This window comes from Ruegeria sp. HKCCD7181, from assembly GCF_057221055.1.
The window spans coordinates 581,813-601,624 of sequence record NZ_JBWVBC010000001.1 but is presented as its reverse complement, the minus strand read 5'-3'; the positions used below and the strand labels follow the sequence as shown (position 1 = coordinate 601,624).

Below are 19,812 nucleotides of genomic sequence, written 5' to 3'. Positions count from 1 at the left end.
CGCAAACTGCAAAGGCAATTAGGGCAAAAACGGTAACATGACTAAAGGCCAGTTCCTGGGCTGATTTCAGAACACAGCCAGTAACGCCTGAAATTGCCAAATCTGCGCGTTTTACCTGGGCAGGCATCGGCCCACCCGCCGGGCGGGGCCGTGTTTGGTGTTATCGCTCAATAACGATCAACCGTCTAATCCAACGGGTTTCCCGACGACGGTGAAATGCAGACCGTCGGGGTCCAGCAGTTCGGCTGCAACGCGGTTCACATCTTCCAGGGTCACAGCATTCACCTGATCGTTGCGCGTGGCGATATAGTCGATCGGCAAATCCTCCATCTGCATCCCGACCATTATCCCGGCGATCTGCCCATTCCCATCAAAGCGCAGCGGGTAGGCACCGGTCAGATAGGTCTTGGCGTCGTCCAGCTCTTTCTGGGTCACACCTTCGGTTGCCGCGCGGGCCCATTCATCGCGGATCACATCCACCGCATCGGCAATCCGGTCGTTGGCCGAAGACACCGAGCCCAAATAAACCGAGGCCAGATCCTTGGGCACAAGAAAGGTCGATACACCGTAGGTAAGGCCACGCTTCTCACGCACTTCCTGCATCAGGCGGCTTTCGAAGCCACCACCACCAAGAATGTGATTCAGAAGGTAGGCGGCAAAGAAGTCGGGATCGTCCCGATCAATGCCTTTCTGGGCAAACAGGGCCACAGATTGCGGAGTGTCGAACTCCACCACGCTGACGCCACCGGGAATGTTCACATCCGCCCTTTCGGGCGTTGGTTTTCCGGTCTCGGGTAAATCCGCCAGCAGCTTATCTAGCAACGCACCAAGCTCTTCAGCGGTGATGTCACCCACGGCACCCACATACAGGCGATCTTTGGCAAAGACGCCGTCATAGGCGGCTATGATTTCCTCCCGGGTCAGCGCCGAAACGCTTTCGATCGTTCCCTTGCCTTCGGACCCGTATGGGTGGTCACCGTAGGCCATCTTAGCAAAGCTGCGCCCTGCTATATCGTTCGGATCGGTCTGATCCGAACGCAAACCCGACAGAATCTGCGCGCGCACCCGGTCGATCGCATCCTGATCAAAGCGTGGCTCGTGGATCGTGGTCCGCAACAGGTCAATCACATCATCACGGTTTTCGGTCAGAAATTGCGCAGATATGGCAACCGAGTCATCGGTGGCACGGTATTTGAACGATGCTGCCAGAGATTCCAGCTCGCGCGCATAGGTGCGCGCATCCATGTCCCCAGCACCTTCCTCGATCAGACCGCTCATCAGATAAACGGCACCACGGCTGTCCGGATCGTCCAGCGAAGTGCCGCCGCGGAACCGCAACTCCAGCGCAGTGAAGGGGATCGAGTGATCCTCGACCAGCCAAGCCGTAATGCCGCCAGGTGAAGTGACCTCTTCGATTTTTATCTCTGCCCAAGCAGGCAGAGCGATGAGACAGACGATCAGAGATGCGAAAAACCGTTTCATTGCGTCACCTCATCGTCGCGCATCAACCACCCGGTTACAGATGCTTCGGGTTGCAGGACATCACGCGCCGCGGCAATGATCTCATCTCCGGTCACGGCCTGCAGAATATCAGGCCAGGCTTGCACGTCCTCGACCGTAAGCCCGCTGGTCAGCGCCCGCCCATAGCGATTGCCGATCCCGTCCACATTGTCGCGCGCATAGGTCTGGGCTGCACGCAGCTGCATCTTGATCCGGTCCAGGTCTTCCTCGTTCACACCTTCGGCAATGAAATCGGCAACGGCCTGATCCATTGCCTCCTCGGCCTCCTGCAGGGACACGCCCTCTGCCGGAACCACGATCAGGTCAAAGGTCGTATCGTCCAGCGAGACACCACGGTAGAACGAGCCGGCATAGACAGCCTTCTGCTGCTCAAGCTGCAGTTTTTCATTCAGGTAGGACGTCGTGCTGCCGCCGAGCAATTCGGCCAGCAAATACAACGCGGCGGCCTTTTCCTGTGCACCCGCGTCGCGTTCCGGCGCCAGATAGCTGCGCTGAACATAGGGCTGCGCGACCCGAGGGTCTTTGAAAGTCAGACGGCGCTCGGCGGTTTGCGGCGGTTCTTGCGACCGCACCCGTTCCGGCAAATCTGGGTTGGCCGGGATCACACCGTAATACTGATCGGCCAGTGCGCGAACCTCTTCGGGGTCGACATCGCCGGTGACAACCAGAATGGCATTGTTCGGGGAATAATGGATTTGATAGAACGACAGCGCGTCCTCCATATCCAGCTCTTCCATCTCATGCTTCCAGCCGATGATCGGGACGCCGTAGCGATGATTGAGATACTGCGACGCACTCATTTGTTCGCCGAACAGGGCACGTGGGTTGTTTTCGGTGCGCTGGTTACGCTCTTCCAGGATTACGTCCCGTTCGGTGGCGATATCCTCTTCGGACAGGCGGATATTGCGCATCCGGTCTGCCTCCATCCGCATCATCAGTTCAAGCCGGTCGGCGGCGACGCGCTGGAAATAGGCAGTGTAGTCATAAGAGGTGAACGCGTTGTCGTTGCCGCCATTGGCCGCAACAGTGGCGGAAAACTCGCCGGGCGCCAGTGTGTCTGTGCCCTTGAACAACAGGTGTTCCAGGAAATGCGCCACTCCGGACGACCCGATGGGTTCATCCGCCGAGCCCGCCCGGTACCAGACCATGTGCTGCACAACGGGCGCACGATGATCTTCGACCACAACGACATCCATGCCGTTATCCAATGTGAACGTCGTAACCGCCTCGTGCCCTTCACTGGCCAAGAGAGGGGTGGCAGCAAATAGGGCAGCCGACAATGCAAGGGCCCGAACCATGGGGCGTCCTCCGTTTCGTTTTATGGTGTTCAAACTACGGTGGCGCCGCGCGGGTTCAAGACCGATGACGGAAAGTTAAGAAGAATTCATTCCACCGGCGGTGCCGAAGGTGTCTCGAGCCCTTGCCTGCGCGCCGCTTCGTTCTGCAGGTTGGCATTGAGCGCCTCGCCCTTGTAAGCCTGCGAATAACGGTCGACTGGGAACAGGCGCAGACGGGTGAAGCGCTGCTTGCGTTTGCGGAATTCCGCATCTTCCTGCGCGGTCACCTGCCGAGTATTAGCCGGCACGCCATAGCGACTGGATGCCGTCACAAGAGCCGCATCAGAAGAGGGAATCGCCGAATTTGGGTTCAGCGCAGAGGCATTGCCACCCAAAGCAACGACAGCATCGGCCTGCGGGTTGGGATCGGTCAGGTTTCCACCGCCCGGTGTTGGTGCGGGCAGAAAGGCATAATCCTTGGGTTGGGTCAGCGGCTTGACCGGCAGAACCGAAAACTCATCAGGTCCTGGCCCCGGCGGCTGAAGATTGCGCAAACCGATGTCAGAGCAGCCAGCAACCGCGGCAGCAAGTGTCAGGGCAAGTATGGCGCGCGGCATCCGCATTATGGTCTCCAGCCAGTTTCAGGCGCTTTTATCGCATATCATCCGGCGCGTCACGAGTGCTTTTTGCCGTCGAACAGCACTAGGCCCAGGGCGCCCGCAAATATGAACACGTCGGCCAGATTGAACACGAACGGGTTGTCGATACCGCAGCAAGACATGTTGAGGAAATCCAAAACATAACCGTAAAGAACCCGGTCTACCACGTTTCCCAGTGCACCGCCGATCAGTAGCCCACCGCAGAACAGCATGAATTTACTAGGTACCGTACGGCCAAGCCAAATCAGCACACCGATACAGATGGCAACAGATATCCCAATCAACACCCAACGGGCGGCCTCGGTATTACCCTGAAAAAGGCCGAAATTGATGCCGCGATTCTCTCCGTATTTGAAAACAACCAAGGGCGGCAGTATGTCGATTCCTCCGGGATGATCGGCCACACGCATAACATGGACGGTCAGGTACTTGCTGATCTGGTCGATCAGCAATGCCGCCAGACCGGCCCACAGGAGCATGCGATACCGCATCAGTGCCGGAAGTGCCGCATGCCGGTGAAGACCATGGCCAACCCTGCTTCGTCGGCGGCCGCAATCACTTCGTCGTCACGCATCGAACCACCGGGCTGGATCACGCAGGTGGCACCGGCTTCGGCAGCCTCCATCAACCCGTCGGGGAAAGGGAAGAACGCATCAGAAGCTACTGCCGAGCCAATCGTCAACGGTTGCGGCAGGCCGAGTACGTCAGCCATACGTTCAGCTTTCTTCGCGGCAATCAGAGCCGAGTCAACACGGCTCATCTGGCCTGCGCCCACACCCACAGTCGCGCCGTCCTTGACGTAGACGATGGCATTGGATTTGACGTGCTTGGCAACTTTCCAGGCGAACAGCAGATCGCGCATCTGTTCATCGGATGGAGCCTTTTTGGTCACGACCTTCAGGTCATCCATACCGACAAAGCCGTTATCTTTGTCTTGAACCAGCAGACCACCTGCAACCTGGCGCACGGTCTTGCCGCCTGCGGTGACATCAGGCAGTCCTTCAGTCGTCAGCAGGCGCAGGTTCTTCTTGGCGGCAAATATCGCTTTGGCCTCATCCGACGCGCCGGGGGCGATCACAACCTCGGTGAAGATACCTGTAATCTCCTGCGCGGTTTCAGCGTCAAGCGGCTGGTTCAACGCCACGATCCCCCCAAAGGCCGAAGTGCGATCACAATCGAACGCGGCCTTGTAGGCCTCGAGCAGAGTTGCACCTTTGGCCACGCCGCACGGGTTGGCGTGCTTGATAATTACACAGGCGGCACCATCGGTGGGATCGAACTCGGCGGCCAGTTCAAAGGCCGCATCGGTGTCGTTGATATTGTTGTAGCTCAGTTCCTTGCCCTGATGCTGCACAGCGGTCGCCACGCCCGGACGGTTGGTACCATCAGTGTAGAATGCTGCCTGCTGATGGCTGTTTTCGCCATAGCGCAGGGTCTGCTTCAGCTCGCCGGCGAAGGCGCGGCGCTTGGGCGCTGCAAGCTCCAGCGCATCGGCCAGCCAGTTCGACACGGCGGTGTCATAGGCGGCGGTGCGAGCATAGGCTTTTTGCGCCAGCTTACGACGGAATTTAGGACAGGTCGCGCCGCCATGCTGATCCATATCGCCCAGCAGCTTGTCGTAATCTTCAACATCCACGACCACGTTGACGAAGGCATGGTTCTTGGCCGCAGCCCGGATCATCGCAGGGCCGCCGATGTCGATGTTCTCGACACATTCGTCATAATCCGCACCTTTGGCCACGGTGGCCTCGAATGGGTAGAGATTCACGACCAGCAGGTCGATCGCGCCGATGCCATGCTCGGTCATCGCGGCCACGTGTGTATCGTTGTCGCGCAGAGCCAACAGGCCCCCGTGAACCATCGGGTGCAGCGTCTTGACCCGACCATCCATCATTTCGGGAAAGCCAGTCACTTCACTGACATCCTTTACGCCCAGACCCGCATCGCGCAGCGTCCTGGCAGTACCACCGGTGGACAACAGCTCGACCCCGCGCTCGGCCAGCGCCTTTCCCAGCTCGATCAGCCCGGTCTTGTCGGAAACGGAAAGCAACGCGCGGCGCACGGGGTGAAGGTCGGTCATGGGTCCAAAGGTCCTTTTGGCGTCAGTCGAAATCGGGCTCGTCCCGGTGCAGGTCGCGCACGGCATAGGCTGTATCCTGTGCCTTGCTCAGCGTCCACCGGATGCGCGTCGCATACTCCATTGCGCGGCCAGATAGAACGATCTGTTTTGTCGCGCGTGGCTTTAAACGCCCTTTTTCCAGATAAACGCTTGGCTCAACTGACAATTTTCCCACGTTATCATGACGAAACACCCAGATTTCTCCGCTTTTGAGCGCCATGGACACCGCCGTACCGCCCAAATCCAACGCAGCGTCCACGTCCGGATGCAAGTGAAACCGGATGTCAAAGGGGATGCCATTCAGGCTTGCAGCATCCATGGCGCGATCAAATTGCTTTTTGGACTTGTCGGTCGTGGTCAGCAGAATGTCCTCGCCCACCAGTTCACGACCGTCAAAGCGCAGCTCGAATGTGCGGGCGTGGGTCAGGCCGAACACTCGGACATAGCCGTCGTGACCGACCATCAACCGTTCTCCCTCGAATGCCTGCTCGGATTCGACCGGGACGTTTTTCGGGGCATCAACCATAGCCTCGTAAGAGGTGCCTTTGATGGGTCCGGTCAGACGAGCGCTGGAATAACCATCCACGCACAGGGTGGAATGCGACGGCGTCGCCCGTCCTGCGCGTCGCCAGTCCTGTCCAAAACTGACCCCCGATCCACAGTTCACGATCAGCGGTCGCCGCCCCGAAGTCAGCTCGAACGCCAGCGTCGAGGCATGCGCGTTGTACGAAGCCGCGCCGGTAGGCGGCGCGCTTGCATCCACGATCACCGTGGTGCGCGCGGCGGCCAAACGCGCAAACCCCATGGACAGGCCAGTGGTTGGATGCGGTTTGACGCCGCTTTGCGCCAGAGCCTGATCCAGACGCCCTTCGAGGCCGCGCCCGCCACCATGGAACCGGGCCAAAGCACCATCCGCGTGGCGAAGTTTTCGCAGAGTCGGAGCAATACGTTTGATCGCCTCGGTCTGCGCGGCAGGTGTCCCACGGCCAATTTCGCTGAGCGCGGCAGAAGTCCATGACAACAAGGTAAAGACTTCTAGCAACTCTTCAGGGTTGCGTGTGGGAATGCCACCCTGAGCGTCAACATGCCGAACGCATTCTCGCGCTAGCGCACGTAAGGCTGGCTCGGCCATCCGCTCCAACCCCTCCAGAGCCAGTCCGGCCTGCACAAGACCGGCCAACGCTTCAAATCTTGGCAGACCCGGCGTCGCCGCAGACCAGCGCTTCGACAGAAACCACGTCTGTTGTGCCAGAGAACGGAAGAATGCCTCGCTTTGCGCCTCGTCCGCGCCGCGCAGCAGAAATAGTGCGTGATTGGTCCAGCGCATGACCCTTCGACCTGTCAGGTCCGGCGCCCAGCCAGGGCCGTGACCCCGTCCATGCGCCTCGATCCACCCCCAGACCCAGCGCTGCGCCTTCTCCCGCGCGCGCATGTCACCAACTGCGGCCAGATCGTCCAGCCATGCAAATCCGTGGCGTTCGTCGTCAAAATCTGCACTGGGGGCGGTCACATCCCAAAGGGCGGTGTCTTCAGCCTCGACCAGATAACCGGCAAACAGCAAGTTTCCGGCCACCAGCTGCCGTCCACGCGCGAACGAACCAACGGTGCGTGGTTCCGGCTGACCAACAAACCCGGCCACCGCCTTGCGCCGCTGAGCAAGCCGCGCATAAAGACGATTTTGAAACCGCACCCACCGGTTTGCCATGGTGTCTGACTGTGACATGACGCTCGTTACTCTGCCCCCGACGCTCTGTCGGCGCCTGAACCAACGATAGACAGGTCTGAACGTCAAGTCATCGAAAAGAGTACCCTTAGGCGGATTTGTTCAGGCAGGCGATATAGAACCCGTCCATTCCACCCCGGTCCGGCCAGTAATCCGGTCGCAGGCGCAGGCCGCCTTCCTCGGATATCCACTCGGGCTCGACACCTGCTACCATCGCGGCATCCCGGTCCACGTGCATGTCCGGGTACAAGGCCAGAGCCTCATCGATCTGTACTTCGCCTTCATCCGGCAAAAGCGAGCAGGTGCAATAGACCAGCCGCCCACCGGGCTTCAGCAAGGACCATGCGTGGCCTAGCATACGGGTCTGTAACTCGATCAATTCGCCAAATTCGGACCCGTCCTTGGCAAAAGGCAGATCGGAGTGGCGCCGAATGGTCCCGGTGGCGGAACAGGGTGCATCCAGCAGGATCGCGTCATACTGACCCTGATGCTCCAGCGCATCGCCCACGATCACCTCTGCGGATAATCCGGTGCGGGCGAGGTTTTCGCGGACGCGCTCAATACGCCCTTCAGATATGTCCAATGCCGAGACTTTGGCCCCGGCGGCGGCCAGTTGCAGCGTCTTGCCGCCGGGAGCTGCACACAGGTCCAGTACATTTTCACCGGCTTTGGGCGCCAGTATGCGCACGGGCAATGCCGCCGCGGCGTCCTGCACCCACCATGCGCCTTCCTTATAGCCGGGAAGGGCCGAGACCTGGCCTGCGCCGTGCATCCGAACCGATCCGGTTGGCAACAGGTCTCCGTCGGGCGCGACGGCATCCGTCTTTACAGTCAAATCCAACGGCGCCCCGTCGAAATGCGCCAGTTCCATGCCCTTGACGGCTTCATCGCCCCAGGCCATGACAAGCGGTTCGCGCAGCCATTCCGGCAGGCGCGGCACGCGCATTTTGGGCCAGGCATCGGGGCCTTCCGCGGCCACCTTGCGCAACACAGCGTTGACCAGACCCTTCAACCGCGCGTGCTTGCGTGACCTTCCGACAATCTCGACCATTGCATTAACCACACCATGCGCCGCTGCACCATGGCACAGCTCGACCGCCCCCAGACGCAATGCGTTGTGCACCGTTAGGGCGGGAGTGCGGTTCAGGTGATTGCCAACCAGTCGATCTGCCCGCTCCAACCCGCGCAACGTTTCAAGCGTCAATCGCTGCGCCCGCGCGCGATCCTCGGGGTCCAGCCTATCCAAAGCTCCTGCGGCAAGGCATTCGGACAGCAAACGCCCCTCGCCCAAAATCTGATCCAGCAGATAGATGGCGCTGCGCCGCGCGGCTGTTGGGTTGTCCGACATTGTATTGCCTTTGTGTGACCTCTGCCCGCATTGTCATTGGCGGACGGGGGCGTATATCAAGCACCTGCACGGAAAGGAACCCGAAGTCATGAGCGATACACGCAAAGACCTGCCTCCCGCGGCCCAGCGCGCTTTGGCCGAGGCGGAAGAGCGCCGCCGCAAAGCCGAAGCCGAGACTAAAGAAATGCCCAAGGAACTGGGTGGGCGTGATGGCCCTGATCCGGCGCGCTACGGCGATTGGGAGAAAAAAGGGATCGCGATAGACTTTTGATTTCGTCATACTCGGATGCTCAGCCCGGTTGAACAAGTGTTCCTTGATGCGTGCACCTGCGCATGCCGATCCAGATCTGGGCAATCAGAAGATACGGCACAAAGAACGCAAAATTCTGAACCAGATCAAAGGCCCCTGTAAATTCCGGGTTCGACCAAAGGCCGCCGGTCAAAATGTACCAGAGCGTATAGTGAACCCGATACAGCCACGAACCGAGCGCCAGCCAGAACAGCCGCAGGCCCCAAGCCCAGTGTCCCTCTCGGTCTTTTGAGATGGCCATCCGCGCGACCATCAGCGCAGACCAGAACAACAGAACGCCGTACAAGAAAAATGCCGCCGACATGACCGGCCCACCGATCGTTCCGCGCAGCGGTATATAAGTCATCCCCGCCAACCCGGTGATCAGTGCCAATGCGATCAGCATCCTGCCGAGTGCCCGGTGAAAACGAATGTATTTCAGCCGGAGCCTTCGAACCAGTTGCAGAGGCACCAGCGCGACCAGAACCGATCCGGCGAGAATGTGAAGCACCATCGCCCAGTTCCCGACGGTTTCGCCTTTCACAAACAGATAACTCGGAAGTGCTGTATCGGTGCCCAGACCCACGCCAATCATGTGAAACGCGTTCAGCATGAATGGCAGTAGGGTCAGGTAAAACAGTACCAGCAGAAGCGGTGTCAGGATGCCCGATTTCGATTTCCACATGGCGGAATCTTAACGCCATTGAGGAGGGCGTCCATCATTCGCACACATCAAAGGCCGAGGACGTCCACCATATCATACTGCCCCGGCGCCTTGCCCTGCCCCCACAACGCTGCCTTCAGCGCCCCGCGTGCAAAGATTGCACGGTCCGAGGCCAGATGGCGCAGCACGATCCGCTCGCCAGGAGCGGCGAACAGCACGTCATGCTCACCGACAACGTCTCCGCCGCGCACCGCATGGAATCCGATGTCACCGCGTTTACGCGCACCAGTGATACCGTCGCGACCCCGATCAGAGGCGTCCGCCAGCTTGACGCCCCGCCCTTCGGCGGCAGCCTCACCCAACATCAGCGCCGTGCCCGAGGGTGCGTCGACTTTGTGGTGATGGTGCGTCTCGATCACTTCGATATCAAAATCCTCGTCCAGCGCGGCGGCAACCTTTTTGGTCAATTGCACAAGCAGGTTCACGCCGAGGCTCATATTGCCGGCGCGGACAATCACCGCATGGCGCGCGGCCGGTTCCAGCGCTGCGATTTGCTCATCCGTCATTCCGGTCGTGCCGATCACGTGCACACAGCGTGCCTGCGCGGCCAGGGCGGCAAATTCCAGCGTTGCCTCGGGTGCAGTGAAATCGATCACCGCCTGCGCCTGAGCAAACGCCTCCAACGGGTCATCGGTGACTTTGACCCCAAGCGCCTGACCGCCCATCGCTTCGCCCACATCCTGACCGATCCAATCGTGACCCTTACGCTCGACCACACCAACCAGACGCGCCTGATCGCTGTCGGTGACGGTCTTGATCAGCATCTGCCCCATGCGGCCCGAAGCCCCTGTAATCACGATCCCCGGAATATGGGTCATTGCGCTGGTCCTTTTCCTCAATTCGGCTCAAAGCCTCCTACCCGGTTCGCGCCCGCTTGGCAAAGCCCTGCTTTGCCCTTAGATCGGGGTTTATGGCAAAGAACAAATTCCACGATGGCCCCGGCCCGTCCCAACGACAGCTGCGCGTCGGCGAACTGATCCGCCGCACTCTGTCCGAAGTTCTGGCGCGCGGAGATGTCCACGACCCCGACCTGAACCGCATGTCGATCACTGTGGGCGAGGTGCGCACCTCGCCCGATCTGAAGATCGCGACTGCCTATGTGCTGCCTTTGGGCGGCAAGGGGCAAGAGGATGTGATCGCACTGCTGGCCCGCAACAAGGGCGAGTTGCGGCGCATGGTCGGCAAGAAGGTCGGCCTGAAATTCTCACCCGATCTGCGGTTCCGTCTGGATGACACGTTCGACCGTCTGGATGATACCCGCCGGATGTTCGGTCAGGACGCGGTGCGCCGCGATCTGGACGAGTGATCCGTACGCTTGTCATTCTGGGCGCGGTTCTTTGGGCCGTGCAAGCCTCTGCGGTCACTTGCGAAAAACTGACCCACGCGGATAAGCGGTACACCATCTGCGAAGTGGATGCTGCCGAAGAAGACCTGCGTCTGTTTCTACACGGCGAAGATGGCGAAGTACTTGGCCACTTTTCTTCGGTGAATGAGGCGCTGGCCCCAGATGGCAAACAGCTGTCCTTTGCCATGAACGGCGGCATGTATCATGACGACCGCTCGCCCGTCGGCCACTATGTCGAAGAGGGCGAGGAGGTCATGCGCGTGATCCCCAATGCCGGCCCCGGCAACTTTGGCCTGCTGCCCAACGGTGTGTTCTGCATCCGTGACGGGCGTGCCGATGTGTTCGAAACTCTGGACTATGTCGATCAGGGCCCCGATTGCCGTTTCGCCACGCAATCCGGCCCGATGTTGGTGGTTGATGGAGAGTTGCACCCACGCTTCCTGCCCGATTCGACCTCGCTTTATATCCGCAACGGAGTTGGGACCAGCGACGACGGAACGCGCGTCGTGTTCGCGATCTCGGAAGATTACGTCACCTTTCACGAATTCGGCAGCCTGTTCCGGGACGTGCTGAATACCCCGAACGCACTGTTCTTCGACGGTAACATCTCTCGCATGTATGACCGGGCGAGCAATCGGTCAGATGTGGGGTTTTCTCTCGGGCCGATCGTGGGCGTGGTGCAGGATATTCCCTGACAACAGACCTCTTCATGCTAAATTGACAGCGCCCGACCGATCCGTTAGGTCGCGCGCCTCGACAAGATTCAAGGTGCAGTATGGGACGCAAACGCAAGGGTCGCGACATTTCCGGTTGGCTGGTGGTGGACAAGCCAGCGGGCATGACCTCGACTGCTGTGGTCAACAAAGTGCGTTGGGCGATGGACGCCAAAAAAGCCGGCCATGCGGGCACGCTGGATCCCGAAGCGACCGGCGTTCTGGCCGTGGCTTTGGGTGAGGCGACGAAAACCGTTCCCTACATCACTGATGCACTCAAGGCCTATACCTTCACTGTCCGGCTGGGTCAGGCCACCAATACTGACGACGCTGAAGGCGAAGTGATCGCCGAAAGCGCAGCGCGCCCAGCCGACGACGACATTAAACACGCCCTGACGCCCTTCATTGGCGAAATCACGCAGGTGCCCCCGAAGTTCTCGGCCGTGAAGATCGACGGCCAGCGCGCCTATAAGTTGGCCCGTGACGGCGAAGAAGTAGAACTGTCCGCCCGCCCGCTTTGGGTTGAGGAACTAGTTCTGGTCGACCGCCCCGACGAGGATCACGTCGTGCTGGAGATGACGTGTGGCAAAGGTGGCTATGTCCGCTCTATCGCCCGCGATTTGGGTGCGGCGTTGGGATGCCATGGCCACGTGAAAGAACTCCGCCGCATCTGGTCGGGCCCGTTCGAGGCCGAAGACGGGCTGAGCATCGAACAGATCGATGAGATGGCCAAAACAACTGCCTTGGATGAGTATCTGCATCCGTTGGAAACTGGTCTGAACGACCTGCCCGAACTAAAATGCACACCTGAAGGCGCCACCCGCCTGCGCAACGGCAACCCTGGCATGGTTCTGGCGTCGGACGTCGAATACGGGGATGAAGCCTGGGCATCGCTGAATGGCAGGGCCGTGGCCGTGGGTATCTATAAATCCGGCGAATTGCACCCCAGCCGGGTGTTCGTCGACTGAGAGCCGTGCTAGGCGATGGGCATGATCACCCGTTCCCACACCAAGGGCGACGCGCCCTCGACCGCCGTTTATTCCGATTGCGAGAAGTATCGCTATAGCTTGACCCGCATCTGGGACTCTGACGGGCGCAAGGCCCTGTTCGTGATGCTGAACCCGTCGACGGCGACCGAGGTGCAGAACGACCCGACCGTCGAACGCTGCGAACGTCGTGCGCGGACGCTGGGGTTCGGGGCATTTCAGGTGACCAACATCTTTGCCTGGCGCGACACCGATCCGCGCAAGATGCGCGCCGCCGCCGATCCGGTGGGGCCGGAAAACGACGCCGCCATCCTGTCAGGTGTCGATTGGGCCGATCAGGTCATCGCAGGCTGGGGCACCCACGGTGCACATCTGGAGCGCGGGCCAGCCGTGGAGCAGTTGTTGCGCGGGACCGGTCACCCCCTGTACCATCTGGGGCTGACCAAGGACGGACATCCAAAACACCCGCTATACATCGCGTATACGCAACAGCCCAAACCCTGGTCCGGGTGACAAAGGGTTAACCACGACCTCAGCTTGGCTTTGACCAACCCTCTGAATGCATGGGATATTTCAAACTCGGAGCAGTGTGCTTTCGGAGGACTCCCATGTTTCTGGTTGGATTGTTTGGATTGGCCGCCATCGGTGGCGCCGCTTACGCGATGGGCGACGTTTTCTTTTCCGACGACGAGGAGGAGGAGGACCGGATCGACGAAACCGGGGCCGAGGACATCCCGCAGGGCAACCTGCTGGATGATGGCGAAAATATCGACGAACCAACTCAGGTCGACACCAAATCTCCTGGCTCTGGCGAGGTCATCTCGGAATTTGACGGGCATCTGGTCATCGCTGGGGACGACGGCTCTGATGAAATCACAGGTCAGGACGGAAACGATCAGATCAACGGATTTGGCGGCGATGACCGTATCGATGGCGGCTTCGGAGACGACGTGCTTCACGGCGGTGACGGGTCAGACGATATTTCGGGCGACGCAGGGGCGGATGTACTGCATGGCGAGGACGGCGATGATACCTTGGACGGCGGAACCGGAGACGATTTCCTGTATGGGCATTTCGGTGAAGACGAACTGATTGGCGGGACCGGCGACGACGAGCTTTACGGCGGTCAGGATGACGACGTTTTGCTTGGCGGGGACGGGGATGATGCCTTGCAGGGCGGCGATGGTGCGGATGAATTTGTCCTGAGCTCCTCGGACGCAGAGCAAAGCGTGACAATAATGGATTTTCAGGTCGGCCAGGATAAACTGCTGGTCACGTGGGACAATCAGGATGACCCAGAGATAACCATCGAAACCGACCCGGACAACGAGGACCTGACACGGGTCAAGATCAATGGTCAAGACGTTGCGCAACTCTACCGCGCCGAAGGGTTGACGGAGCAGGACATCCAGCTTGTGACCGAAGCACATCTGACACAATACGCTGCGACCGTCTGAACCGCCAGAAACCTTTTGCCATTTCCTGTGAAAGCGCTTATACGCGCCCATCCGCGTCGGAATCGGTGCGGATTTCTCCATGGGCCTGTGCTGGACGACATCCCGGCCTGCGCCATTAACTCTAACCTTCGAAGGAGACCCCGATGTCGATTACTGCCGCTGATAAAGCACAAGTCATGAAAGAATTCGCAACCAAAGAAGGCGACACCGGTTCGCCTGAAGTCCAGGTTGCAATCCTGACCTCGCGCATCAACACCCTGACCGAGCACTTCAAGACCCACAAGAAAGACAACCACGGTCGTCGCGGTCTGCTGAAAATGGTTGCCCAGCGCCGCAAGCTGCTGGACTACCTGAAAGGCAAAGAAGAAGCGCGTTACCAGGACCTGATCAAAAAGCTGGGGATCCGCCGCTAAGCGACCTTTGGTCGTTTTTCGGATTTTCGATCCAGCTTAGCTTGATTATCACGCCCGCCATTTTGGCGGGCGTATCTGTTTTCCCGTCTCTGAACGCAGCGGTCTTCGTGTCGCTACCAGAATTGAACGCTTGTAAGATTGGGCGGACAAGCCGGCTTGCATTCTACTAGGCACGATTCCGACTTGCCTCAGTCGTTTTAGTGGCAGATTCTCGCATATTGAACCGTCAGATGGGGGTGTCACAGGAGTGCGCAGCCCCATGGTTCACAACAGTCTTTTTCAGAAAATGCGGCAGGCAATATCAGGCGTATACCAAGCCGAGGATGATCCGATGGGTCCACATACGGCCAGGACCCTTCTGAAAACACCACCAAGCGGCACATTCGACACGATCTGCCCATGCCTCATGGATGATGGTATTCGTGCCGTCCTTGCCAACAGCCGCCATCCTGCCGCAGCCGCAGTTCTTGGCTCACAATCACTGCTGCCCTGGGGCTCCAACCCTGTGGAAGGCAACACCGAAGCAGGCGTTGCCGCGATGATCAGTGTCGCGACCCTGATGGGGCCGGAAGGCCCAATTCCGGCACCCGATGTTCGGCTTGGATTGGTGTATATGCGCCCCAACAGCTATTATCCGCTTCACCTTCATGATGCTGATGAAACCTATGCTGTCATCGCAGGCCGCGCACTCTGGACCGCAGGAGACGACATCCGGATGCGCGAGCCGGGCGACATGATCCACCATCCCAGCCTGATGCCTCATGCCTTTCGCACAGGTCCAGAGGGCTTTGTGGCACTCTGGCGTTGGAGCGGCGATATAAATACGCATTCCTACGCGTTTATTGAGGATTCAGAAGCAGAGTTACTGGCCTGATCGCCCCTTCGAATAAAACGCCCGCCATTCGGCGGGCGTTTCGTGTTATTGGGACGTTCGACTACATCTTCGACCGTTCAGATTTCAGCGCCAGCCACAGGCAATAGCACATGATCAGAACAACCAGTGTGAACGGGATGCCGGTGGACACAGCCGCCCCCTGTAGTGCGCTCAGCCCGCCGCCAAGCAGCAATGCGATGGCGACAAGACCTTCAAGCGTACACCAGAACACGCGCTGGACTACCGGCGCGTCCATCTTGCCGCCTGCGGTAATCGTGTCGATCACAAGCGAACCCGAGTCGGACGAAGTGACAAAGAACACCACGATTAGGACCAACGCGATCGGAGCCACGATACCGTAGAGAGGCAGCTCTTTCAGGAAGCCAAACAACGCGCCTTCGGGGGCGTAACTATCGATTACCGTGGCGCGGACACCTTCAGCTCCGCCTGCGTTCAGCATGTCGATTGCGGCACCACCAAAAGTCGACATCCACAGGGCGCAGACCGCTGTGGGGGCCAGTAGCGCACAGATGACGAATTCGCGTACCGTACGACCCTTGGAGATGCGGGCGATGAACATGCCCACAAAGGGCGACCAAGCGATCCACCAGGCCCAGTAGAAAGTCGTCCAGCCATGGAAGTAGCTGGTGTCTTCACGTCCGAATGGGTTCGAGAGCGCCGGCAGGTGCAGTACATAATCGGTCATCACGTTAAAATACCGCGATATGGCGGTGCCGACACCAGTAACCGCTATCACAAACAGAAACAGCCCCACGGCCATGATCATGTTGATCTCACTTAGCCGTTTGACGCCCGCATCCATGCCAAGCAGGACCGAGCCCAAGGCGATCAGGGTGATACCGATGATCAACAATACGACAACAGTCGGGCTGGATTCGATGCCGAACACCTCGTTCAGCCCCGCCGCAACCTGTTGCGCGCCCAGACCCAGCGATGTGGTCAGGCCAAACAACGTGGCAAAGACGGCCAGCGTGTCGATGAGATGGCCCCACCAACCCCAGACGCGTTCACCCAGTATCGGGTAGAAAGCGGATCGCAGAGTCAGCGGCAAGCCAAGGTTATAGCTGAAGATCGCAAGGCTGAGGCCCACTGCGGCATAAACCGCCCAACCCTCAAGCCCCCAATGATGGATGGTGCCGACAACACCGGCATATTCATTGCCTGGCACCGCGATATCAATGCCCAGCGGGACTGCGTTACCGTCTTCAGCAAAGTTGTAATAGACCGGCTCCATCACGCCAAAGAACAGCAGCCCGATGCCAATACCGGCGGCGAACATCATCGCAATCCACCCAGCATAGGAATAGTCCGGCTGGGCATCTTTGCCACCGATCCGGACCTTGCCGACAGGCAGGATGATCAGGACCAGACAAAACAAGGTGATTGCATCTACGGAAAGGACCAAAAACCAGTCAAATGTGCTGGTAAGCCAAGGTCTTAGCCAGCCAAACAGGGTTGCGGCAGCCTCTTGGTTTGCAAGTGCCAAAAGGACGAACGCAAAGATCACAATGCTCGAGATCAGAAAGACAGGATTGTGAATATCCAAACCAAATGGCCGGACGTTATCCTGCCCCAGCTCATATTCAGTCTCAAAATCATAAATCCGGGGATCCGGATCCAGCATTTTCTTGGATTGTGCCATTCGACTTTCCCTCAGTTTGCTGCGTGCAAACGCCAAGGTCTTCGGTCGGTGGACGGCAAAATATTCGGTTATCCCTTGGCGCGTTTCCCGTCAATTCGACCGTTTGTCTTGTCCTAAGAGCTTACACCGCAATCAAAAATTCGCAAAATTCATTCATCTTTTGGAATTTAACAGCCCTCGGACGCCGGCATCAGCCCGTCGATCACGATCAACCCATGATCCGAGGGATCAATGGCCAGCTGCCCGGCCGGGTGCACAGGTTCGTGAGCATACCTGGGTGTCCATTTACCGTTGAGCTTCACCGGGATCATCTGGTTCGGCGCGGGCGGTGGCAGATGGCTGCACATGCTGCCCGCCCGGTGCGGTTTCGCTTTCCTTTGGACCCAATCTCATGTATGCGCGCGATATCTGAGACGTTGTGCCCTGATCCCGGCACTCAGACGAAAGTAAAAATGGGATCGGCGGCAATGGGGCCGCCATGCAAACGGGAGACCCGCAGGGGCGGGAGTGCTCCCATCTAGGATACGCATATGTTTGATGTAACAAAGAAATCTATGCAGTGGGGCGAAGAAACGCTCACACTGGAAACCGGCAAGGTTGCCCGTCAGGCCGACGGCAGCGTGATTGCCACGCTGGGTGAGACCAGCGTCATGGCAAACGTGACCTTTGCACGGGCGCAAAAACCGGGTCAGGACTTTTTCCCGCTGACCGTCCACTATCAGGAAAAATACTATGCCGCCGGTAAGGTTCCGGGTGGCTTCTTCAAGCGCGAGGCGCGCCCGACCGAGAAAGAGACGCTGACCGCGCGTCTGATCGACCGTCCGATCCGCCCGCTGTTCGTTGACGGCTTCAAAAACGAAGTTCTGGTGATGTGCACCGTGCTGAGCCACGATCTGGTCAACGATCCCGACATCGTTGCGATGATCGCTGCCTCGGCTGCGCTGACCATTTCTGGTGCGCCATTCCGTGGCCCGATCGCTGGTGCCCGTGTTGGTTTCGAGGATGGCGAATACATTCTGAACCCGACCGTGGACGACATGCAGGACCTGCGCCTGAACCCCGAGCAGCGTCTGGACCTGGTTGTTGCCGGCACCAAAGACGCCGTGATGATGGTTGAATCGGAAGCCTACGAGCTGTCCGAAGCGGAAATGCTGGGCGCGGTGAACTTTGCGCATGAGCAGATTCAGCCGGTCATCGACCTGATCATCTCGCTGGCCGAAGAAGCCGCGAAAGAGCCGTTCGATTTCCAAGCCCCGGATTACTCCGAGCTGTCCGCTGCCGTAAAGGCCGCCGGTGAAGAGCAGATGCGCGCCGCCTTCGCGATCACCGACAAGCAAGAGCGCACCGCCGCTGTTGCCGCTGCCCGTGAAGCGATTAAGGAAGCGTTGACCGAGGAACAGCTGGAAGACGGCAACCTGGGTTCGGCGATGAAAAAGCTGGAAGCAGGCATCCTGCGTGGCGACGTTGTCAAAGGCGGCAAGCGGATCGACGGTCGTTCGACCACCGATATCCGTTCGATCGTTGCAGAAACCTCGATGCTGCCGCGGACCCATGGTTCGGCTCTGTTCACCCGTGGTGAAACGCAGGCGCTGGCCGTGACCACGCTGGGCACCGGCGACGATGAGCAATTCATCGACGCGCTGCACGGCAACTTCAAATCGAACTTCCTGCTGCACTACAACTTCCCTCCGTATTCGGTTGGTGAAGTTGGCCGCGTTGGTGGCCCGGGCCGTCGTGAGATCGGCCACGGCAAGCTGGCATGGCGCGCCCTGCAGGCGGTTCTGCCTGCGGCGACCGACTTCCCCTACACGATCCGTATCGTGTCGGAGATCACCGAATCCAACGGCTCCAGCTCGATGGCGTCGGTCTGCGGCGGCTCTCTGTCGATGATGGATGCAGGCGTTCCGCTGAAAGCACCGGTTGCCGGTGTGGCCATGGGTCTGATCCTGGAAGATGACGGCGACTATGCCATCCTGTCGGACATTCTGGGTGACGAAGACCACCTGGGCGACATGGACTTCAAGGTTGCGGGTACCGAAAACGGCATCACCTCGCTGCAGATGGACATCAAGGTTGCGGGCATCACGCCCGAGATCATGGAGAAAGCCCTGGCGCAAGCCAAGGACGGCCGGATGCACATTCTGGGGGAGATGGGCAAAGCCCTGTCCGAGACCAACGAATTCTCGGTCCACGCCCCGCGCATCGAGACCATGAACATCCCGACCGACAAGATCCGTGAAGTGATCGGTTCGGGCGGCAAGGTCATCCGCGAGATTGTGGAAACCTCAGGTGCCAAGGTCGACATAAACGACGACGGCGTGATCAAGATCGCATCGCCAGACGGTGAATCGATCAAGAAGGCCTATGACATGATCTATTCGATCGTGGCAGAACCAGAAGAAGGTCAGGTCTACACCGGTAAAGTGGTCAAGATCGTCGACTTCGGTGCCTTCGTGAACTTCTTTGGCAAGCGCGATGGTCTGGTCCACGTGTCCCAGATCGAAAACCGCCGCCTGAACCATCCTTCGGATGTTCTGAAGGAAGGTCAGGAAGTGAAGGTCAAGCTGCTGGGCTTTGACGACCGTGGCAAGGTCCGCCTGTCGATGAAAGTCGTCGATCAGGAAACCGGCGAAGAGATCGTTCCCGAGAAGAAAGAAAAGAAAGAGGAAAGCGCAGAGTAATCTGCCTTACCAACTTCCCA

At 59.1% G+C, this 19,812-nt stretch carries 20 protein-coding genes; 9 read left to right on the top strand and 11 right to left on the bottom strand.

Annotation, left to right across the window (positions count from 1 at the left end; all coding sequences use genetic code 11):
• Positions 1-177: 177 nt before the first annotated feature.
• The 7 genes from AC2TCY_RS03000 to AC2TCY_RS02970 form a co-directional block, all read right to left on the bottom strand.
• Complete coding sequence (locus AC2TCY_RS03000) at positions 178-1,482, bottom strand: M16 family metallopeptidase (protein ID WP_480845369.1); 1,305 nt, start codon at positions 1,480-1,482, stop codon at positions 178-180.
• Positions 1,479-2,819, bottom strand: coding sequence for a M16 family metallopeptidase (locus AC2TCY_RS02995; protein WP_480845367.1), 1,341 nt, complete (start codon positions 2,817-2,819; stop codon positions 1,479-1,481). Before AC2TCY_RS02995 ends, AC2TCY_RS03000 begins: the two co-directional genes overlap by 4 nt.
• Positions 2,820-2,905: 86 nt before the next feature.
• Positions 2,906-3,421 carry a DUF3035 domain-containing protein gene (locus AC2TCY_RS02990; RefSeq protein WP_480845366.1) on the bottom strand — a complete coding sequence of 172 codons (516 nt, stop codon included), beginning with the start codon at positions 3,419-3,421 and terminating at the stop codon, positions 2,906-2,908.
• A gap of 50 nt (positions 3,422-3,471) precedes the next feature.
• Positions 3,472-3,948, bottom strand: a complete 477-nt coding sequence (lspA, locus tag AC2TCY_RS02985; protein ID WP_480845365.1) for a signal peptidase II — start codon at positions 3,946-3,948, stop codon at positions 3,472-3,474.
• Complete coding sequence (gene purH / locus AC2TCY_RS02980) at positions 3,948-5,537, bottom strand: bifunctional phosphoribosylaminoimidazolecarboxamide formyltransferase/IMP cyclohydrolase (RefSeq protein WP_480845363.1); 1,590 nt, start codon at positions 5,535-5,537, stop codon at positions 3,948-3,950. Before purH ends, lspA begins: the two co-directional genes overlap by 1 nt.
• 22 nt (positions 5,538-5,559) lie before the next feature.
• Entirely contained in the window at positions 5,560-7,299 is a 1,740-nt protein-coding gene (locus AC2TCY_RS02975) for a heparinase II/III family protein (protein WP_480845361.1), read from the bottom strand.
• Between the two features lie 88 nt (positions 7,300-7,387).
• Positions 7,388-8,647, bottom strand: coding sequence for an RsmB/NOP family class I SAM-dependent RNA methyltransferase (locus AC2TCY_RS02970; protein WP_480845360.1), 1,260 nt, complete (start codon positions 8,645-8,647; stop codon positions 7,388-7,390).
• 88 nt (positions 8,648-8,735) lie between these two features.
• On the opposite strand from AC2TCY_RS02970, the gene AC2TCY_RS02965 reads away from it, so the two are divergent.
• Positions 8,736-8,918, top strand: coding sequence for a DUF1674 domain-containing protein (locus AC2TCY_RS02965; protein ID WP_480845358.1), 183 nt, complete (start codon positions 8,736-8,738; stop codon positions 8,916-8,918).
• Between the two features lie 19 nt (positions 8,919-8,937).
• On the opposite strand, the gene AC2TCY_RS02960 is transcribed toward AC2TCY_RS02965, so the two are convergent.
• Both AC2TCY_RS02960 and dapB read right to left on the bottom strand, forming a co-directional pair.
• A complete protein-coding gene (locus AC2TCY_RS02960) occupies positions 8,938-9,621 on the bottom strand; it encodes a DUF2306 domain-containing protein (RefSeq protein WP_480845356.1) in 684 nt (227 codons plus the stop codon).
• Positions 9,622-9,668: 47 nt separating this feature from the next.
• Positions 9,669-10,478, bottom strand: a complete 810-nt coding sequence (gene dapB, locus AC2TCY_RS02955; RefSeq protein WP_480845355.1) for a 4-hydroxy-tetrahydrodipicolinate reductase — start codon at positions 10,476-10,478, stop codon at positions 9,669-9,671.
• A 92-nt stretch (positions 10,479-10,570) separates the two neighbouring features.
• On the opposite strand from dapB, the gene rbfA reads away from it, so the two are divergent.
• The 7 genes from rbfA (at position 10,571) to AC2TCY_RS02920 (ending at position 15,448) form a co-directional block, all read left to right on the top strand.
• Positions 10,571-10,966, top strand: coding sequence for a 30S ribosome-binding factor RbfA (rbfA, locus tag AC2TCY_RS02950; protein ID WP_480845354.1), 396 nt, complete (start codon positions 10,571-10,573; stop codon positions 10,964-10,966).
• Complete coding sequence (locus tag AC2TCY_RS02945; RefSeq protein ID WP_480845352.1) at positions 10,963-11,700, top strand: phosphodiester glycosidase family protein; 738 nt, start codon at positions 10,963-10,965, stop codon at positions 11,698-11,700. The genes rbfA and AC2TCY_RS02945 overlap by 4 nt, the downstream gene beginning before the upstream one ends.
• 80 nt (positions 11,701-11,780) lie before the next feature.
• Positions 11,781-12,686 carry a tRNA pseudouridine(55) synthase TruB gene (truB, locus tag AC2TCY_RS02940; protein ID WP_480845351.1) on the top strand — a complete coding sequence of 302 codons (906 nt, stop codon included), beginning with the start codon at positions 11,781-11,783 and terminating at the stop codon, positions 12,684-12,686.
• 21 nt (positions 12,687-12,707) lie between these two features.
• Positions 12,708-13,217 (top strand): DUF1643 domain-containing protein, encoded by a 510-nt coding sequence (locus AC2TCY_RS02935; RefSeq protein ID WP_480845350.1) that lies wholly within the window; start codon positions 12,708-12,710, stop codon positions 13,215-13,217.
• A gap of 95 nt (positions 13,218-13,312) precedes the next feature.
• Positions 13,313-14,161 carry a calcium-binding protein gene (locus tag AC2TCY_RS02930; RefSeq protein ID WP_480845349.1) on the top strand — a complete coding sequence of 283 codons (849 nt, stop codon included), beginning with the start codon at positions 13,313-13,315 and terminating at the stop codon, positions 14,159-14,161.
• Between the two features lie 143 nt (positions 14,162-14,304).
• Positions 14,305-14,574: a 30S ribosomal protein S15 gene (gene rpsO / locus AC2TCY_RS02925; RefSeq protein ID WP_480845347.1), complete on the top strand. Its 270-nt coding sequence runs from the start codon at positions 14,305-14,307 to the stop codon at positions 14,572-14,574.
• Between the two features lie 259 nt (positions 14,575-14,833).
• The gene (locus AC2TCY_RS02920; protein WP_480845346.1) at positions 14,834-15,448 is read left to right on the top strand and encodes a dimethylsulfonioproprionate lyase family protein; all 615 of its coding nucleotides are present in this window, start codon (positions 14,834-14,836) and stop codon (positions 15,446-15,448) included.
• A 61-nt stretch (positions 15,449-15,509) separates the two neighbouring features.
• Here AC2TCY_RS02920 and AC2TCY_RS02915 read toward each other — a convergent pair whose 3' ends face one another.
• Positions 15,510-17,111, bottom strand: a complete 1,602-nt coding sequence (locus tag AC2TCY_RS02915) for a BCCT family transporter (RefSeq protein WP_480845345.1) — start codon at positions 17,109-17,111, stop codon at positions 15,510-15,512.
• A gap of 167 nt (positions 17,112-17,278) precedes the next feature.
• Positions 17,279-17,458, bottom strand: coding sequence for a DUF3299 domain-containing protein (locus AC2TCY_RS02910; RefSeq protein ID WP_480845343.1), 180 nt, complete (start codon positions 17,456-17,458; stop codon positions 17,279-17,281).
• Between the two features lie 183 nt (positions 17,459-17,641).
• Between AC2TCY_RS02910 and pnp the strand changes: the two genes are divergently transcribed.
• Positions 17,642-19,792, top strand: a complete 2,151-nt coding sequence (pnp, locus tag AC2TCY_RS02905; RefSeq protein ID WP_480845342.1) for a polyribonucleotide nucleotidyltransferase — start codon at positions 17,642-17,644, stop codon at positions 19,790-19,792.
• Positions 19,793-19,812 lie beyond the last annotated feature (20 nt).

What these genes read in the sequence shown, in the direction of transcription:
- AC2TCY_RS03000 (WP_480845369.1), bottom strand. Translation starts at nt 1,482, where the DNA reads ATGAAACGGTTTTTCGCATCTCTGATCGTCTGTCTCATCGCTCTGCCT.
- AC2TCY_RS02995 (WP_480845367.1), bottom strand. Translation starts at nt 2,819, where the DNA reads ATGGTTCGGGCCCTTGCATTGTCGGCTGCCCTATTTGCTGCCACCCCT.
- AC2TCY_RS02990 (WP_480845366.1), bottom strand. Translation starts at nt 3,421, where the DNA reads ATGCGGATGCCGCGCGCCATACTTGCCCTGACACTTGCTGCCGCGGTT.
- lspA (WP_480845365.1), bottom strand. Translation starts at nt 3,948, where the DNA reads ATGCGGTATCGCATGCTCCTGTGGGCCGGTCTGGCGGCATTGCTGATC.
- purH (WP_480845363.1), bottom strand. Translation starts at nt 5,537, where the DNA reads ATGACCGACCTTCACCCCGTGCGCCGCGCGTTGCTTTCCGTTTCCGAC.
- AC2TCY_RS02975 (WP_480845361.1), bottom strand. Translation starts at nt 7,299, where the DNA reads ATGTCACAGTCAGACACCATGGCAAACCGGTGGGTGCGGTTTCAAAAT.
- AC2TCY_RS02970 (WP_480845360.1), bottom strand. Translation starts at nt 8,647, where the DNA reads ATGTCGGACAACCCAACAGCCGCGCGGCGCAGCGCCATCTATCTGCTG.
- AC2TCY_RS02965 (WP_480845358.1), top strand. Translation starts at nt 8,736, where the DNA reads ATGAGCGATACACGCAAAGACCTGCCTCCCGCGGCCCAGCGCGCTTTG.
- AC2TCY_RS02960 (WP_480845356.1), bottom strand. Translation starts at nt 9,621, where the DNA reads ATGTGGAAATCGAAATCGGGCATCCTGACACCGCTTCTGCTGGTACTG.
- dapB (WP_480845355.1), bottom strand. Translation starts at nt 10,478, where the DNA reads ATGACCCATATTCCGGGGATCGTGATTACAGGGGCTTCGGGCCGCATG.
- rbfA (WP_480845354.1), top strand. Translation starts at nt 10,571, where the DNA reads ATGGCAAAGAACAAATTCCACGATGGCCCCGGCCCGTCCCAACGACAG.
- truB (WP_480845351.1), top strand. Translation starts at nt 11,781, where the DNA reads ATGGGACGCAAACGCAAGGGTCGCGACATTTCCGGTTGGCTGGTGGTG.
- AC2TCY_RS02935 (WP_480845350.1), top strand. Translation starts at nt 12,708, where the DNA reads ATGATCACCCGTTCCCACACCAAGGGCGACGCGCCCTCGACCGCCGTT.
- AC2TCY_RS02930 (WP_480845349.1), top strand. Translation starts at nt 13,313, where the DNA reads ATGTTTCTGGTTGGATTGTTTGGATTGGCCGCCATCGGTGGCGCCGCT.
- rpsO (WP_480845347.1), top strand. Translation starts at nt 14,305, where the DNA reads ATGTCGATTACTGCCGCTGATAAAGCACAAGTCATGAAAGAATTCGCA.
- AC2TCY_RS02920 (WP_480845346.1), top strand. Translation starts at nt 14,834, where the DNA reads ATGGTTCACAACAGTCTTTTTCAGAAAATGCGGCAGGCAATATCAGGC.
- AC2TCY_RS02915 (WP_480845345.1), bottom strand. Translation starts at nt 17,111, where the DNA reads ATGGCACAATCCAAGAAAATGCTGGATCCGGATCCCCGGATTTATGAT.
- AC2TCY_RS02910 (WP_480845343.1), bottom strand. Translation starts at nt 17,458, where the DNA reads ATGTGCAGCCATCTGCCACCGCCCGCGCCGAACCAGATGATCCCGGTG.
- pnp (WP_480845342.1), top strand. Translation starts at nt 17,642, where the DNA reads ATGTTTGATGTAACAAAGAAATCTATGCAGTGGGGCGAAGAAACGCTC.